Below are 2,903 nucleotides of genomic sequence, written 5' to 3'. Positions count from 1 at the left end.
TTCCTGTCCTCCGGGACGCTTGCCTACTGACGGGGGCCCGTAATGGCAAAATTTGCACAAATCGACGGCACACTGGTCACAAATGTGATCCTCGCCGATGCGGCTCACGTCGCCACTCTGAAGGGCGTCTGGGTGGAAGAAACCGGGTCCACCGGCCTGGCCCGCTCCGGCATGGCCTATGACCCGGACACAGGGGTATTCCAGGCGGACGCCCCCTATACGGAGGCTGACCACCTGCACGACCTGCGAAAAACCATGGTCTGCTCCCGCCTGCAAGGGCGCCTCGTCCTCGGCCCGGACACCTGTGCCGCCCTCGATGCCATGGCCGAGGATCCAGACACGCTCTGGGCGATGCGCGAGACGATCAAGAACGCCGGCGACTGGCGGCGCCTGAGCCCGTCGATGGACGAACTGGGTTACCTGCTGGGATACTCGCACGAGGCGATGGACGCGCTGTTCGAGCAAGCCATGGTGATGCAGGTGTGATCCGCCAATATTGGAATCTCAAGGGTCATTGCGACAGTTTTCGCTATCTCAGTGTCAACCAGTTCCTACCTGAATGCGTCAGCTGGTCTCCGTCATCCCAGGCTCTTTCGAGGCGTGCTGTTCAAATGGTCGCGTATCTTCCCGCTTGATATCATTCGCAAACGCCCTGTAATTTCGATCTTCATGTTTATGTCTTTTGACAAAATTGATTTATTTATGGGCCAATATGCCCACATGTATCTTTAACGCTCTCCGCCAGTATTGAACTGGGTATCGTATAACGACTTGAACTTGCCATCTAATGCCAGCAATTCGGAAATGGTTCCCTGTTCTACAACCAGCCCAGCTTCGAGGTAGCAAATGGAGTCTGCATTCATCACCGTCGACAATCGGTGCGCTATCACGATGGTGGTGACATTTTCGGTGATGCGGGCCAGCGCGTCACGCACAAGTACCTCGGAATGACTATCGAGTGCGCTGGTTGCCTCATCCAACAACAAGATTGGCGCACGGCGTAGCACGGCACGAGCGATCGACAGGCGTTGACGCTGCCCGCCTGACAGGAATGCCCCATTCTCGCCAATCTGGGTCTCATAGCCCTTTGGCAGATTTTCGATGAAATCATGGGCATGAGCAATCTTTGTGGCCTGAATCACCTCCTCCTCGGTGGATTCAGGCCGAGCCAGCCGCAGATTATCCATCACCGTGGCGGAAAACAGAAACGTGTCCTGACCGACAAATGCGATTTTTTTGCGCAGCGAGGCAAATGTAGCCTTGCTGATGTCCTGACCGTCAATCAGAACACTACCCTCGGTCGGATCGTAAAGCCGCAGGATCAGATTCAGAAGTGTTGATTTGCCTCCTCCCGAAGGGCCCACCAGAGCAGTGGTTTTACCTGGAGGAAAGGCCACACTGACCCTGTTTAGAACGGCGGCGTTGCCGCTGTAGGCAAAGCGTACATTTTTCAACTGCACCGCGCCGGGGCCGTCCTCAAGCGGCAAGGCACCCGAAGCTTCCAGCATGGTTTGAGGCGCGTCCAGAAGATCATACATCATCTTGATCCCGACCATGCCGGCTTCAATTGTTATTCGCATGCGCGACAATCGCTTTGCCGGTTCATAAGCCATCAAAAAAGCGGTTACGAAGGACATCAACTGCCCCGGCGTGCCTGGTGCCTGCCCGAAAATATTGACCGCACTCAGAATTACGATCGAGGCGATTGCCAACCCGGTGATCACGTCCAGAAGCGGCATCGTTGCCGCTTCTAGCTGCACCATGCGATTGGCGCGGTTTTCCACCTGGCGCACGGCCACATCCATCCTTCCGGCCATGCGCGGCTCCAGCCCGAAAGCTTTGACTACCCGCACCCCTGTCGAGGTTTCCTGCATCACCTTGATGATTTCACCCAAACCCGCCATTTCCTGTGCCATGACTTCACGAACGCTCTTGAGGATTTTTTGCAAACCATAAAGCGACACAGGTCCGACAATCAGACTTATCAGCGACAGGAATGGCTGCTGATAAAACATTACTGCGAGAAGGCCCACTAGAGTCAGCAGATCGCGGATGAAGCCAGTGATTATCGTGTCGATCACCTGCCGCGCAGCTTGTGCGCTTTGGGTAATTTTCAACAACAGCTCCGAGGACTCGTTGGTATTGAAGAACGCCACACCCTGTTGCAGCAACCTACTGTAGAGCTGCATTTGCTTTTGTGCTACGATCCGGTTGCCCGCTCGTGCCATCAGTACCGCTTGAATATAGAAGGCTATCCCCTTGAAGGTGAAGATCATTGCCACGCCAAGGCCAACCATTAAGACCCGCCGGCGATCATCCGGGGTCGAGAGCGTGTCGATGATTTCGCCCATCATCCAGGCGGATAGCGCTGTCGATACCGCAACAAGCACCATTGCTCCAGAGGCGGCCACATATTTCCAGCGATGTTCCTGAAAGCTTTCCAGCAATAGCCGCATGAGCAGACTGTCTGCAGGTAAGCCTTCCAGCCAACGCTCATTCCAAGGCTTCTTCTGTGTCATTTGTCCGCATCTTTTGGGCATGCTTCCGCAAAATAGATTTTCGAGCTATCAGCTTTTACAGAAAGGGTCGATGTGCAAGTTAGCAGGTCGTTGGCGTGCCCTCCGGACATTCCCCCAATCTGGTGTAGAGCCTACCTACCCAATTTTGAAGGAGCAGACTAATGCGGAAAAGCCATTTGACCGAAGCGCAGATTATCAGGATGATCAAAGAGCAGGAGGATGGTTTGCCGACTGCCGAGGTGTGCCGGAAGCTAATTACTTAATGTCATACGACCATATCAACGAGATGTGGCAAGCAGGCTTAACCTACTTAAGGGCACCTCTAAAAATTGCGCCTGATCTGACGGCGGTGTAGACATTGGGCCAGTGTGAGATGGAGGCTGG

At 54.5% G+C, this 2,903-nt stretch carries 2 protein-coding genes; one reads left to right on the top strand and one right to left on the bottom strand.

Annotated features, from left to right (window positions below):
• Positions 1 to 42 precede the first annotated feature (42 nt).
• Positions 43 to 486 (top strand): hypothetical protein, encoded by a 444-nt coding sequence (locus ACEN2R_RS20805; RefSeq protein ID WP_442044838.1) that lies wholly within the window; start codon positions 43 to 45, stop codon positions 484 to 486.
• 242 nt (positions 487 to 728) lie between these two features.
• On the opposite strand, the gene ACEN2R_RS20800 is transcribed toward ACEN2R_RS20805, so the two are convergent.
• Complete coding sequence (locus ACEN2R_RS20800; RefSeq protein ID WP_442044836.1) at positions 729 to 2,519, bottom strand: ABC transporter ATP-binding protein; 1,791 nt, start codon at positions 2,517 to 2,519, stop codon at positions 729 to 731.
• Between the last annotated feature and the right edge of the window lie 384 nt (positions 2,520 to 2,903).

The organism is Pseudogemmobacter sp. W21_MBD1_M6, assembly GCF_052119585.1.
Taxonomy (GTDB): domain Bacteria; phylum Pseudomonadota; class Alphaproteobacteria; order Rhodobacterales; family Rhodobacteraceae; genus JBGQOJ01.
This window is presented reverse-complemented; position numbering and strand designations above follow the sequence as displayed.

Excerpts from the sequence above, each read along its gene's own strand:
- ACEN2R_RS20800 (WP_442044836.1), bottom strand. The coding sequence starts at position 2,519 with ATGACACAGAAGAAGCCTTGGAATGAGCGTTGGCTGGAAGGCTTACCT.
- ACEN2R_RS20805 (WP_442044838.1), top strand. The coding sequence starts at position 43 with ATGGCAAAATTTGCACAAATCGACGGCACACTGGTCACAAATGTGATC.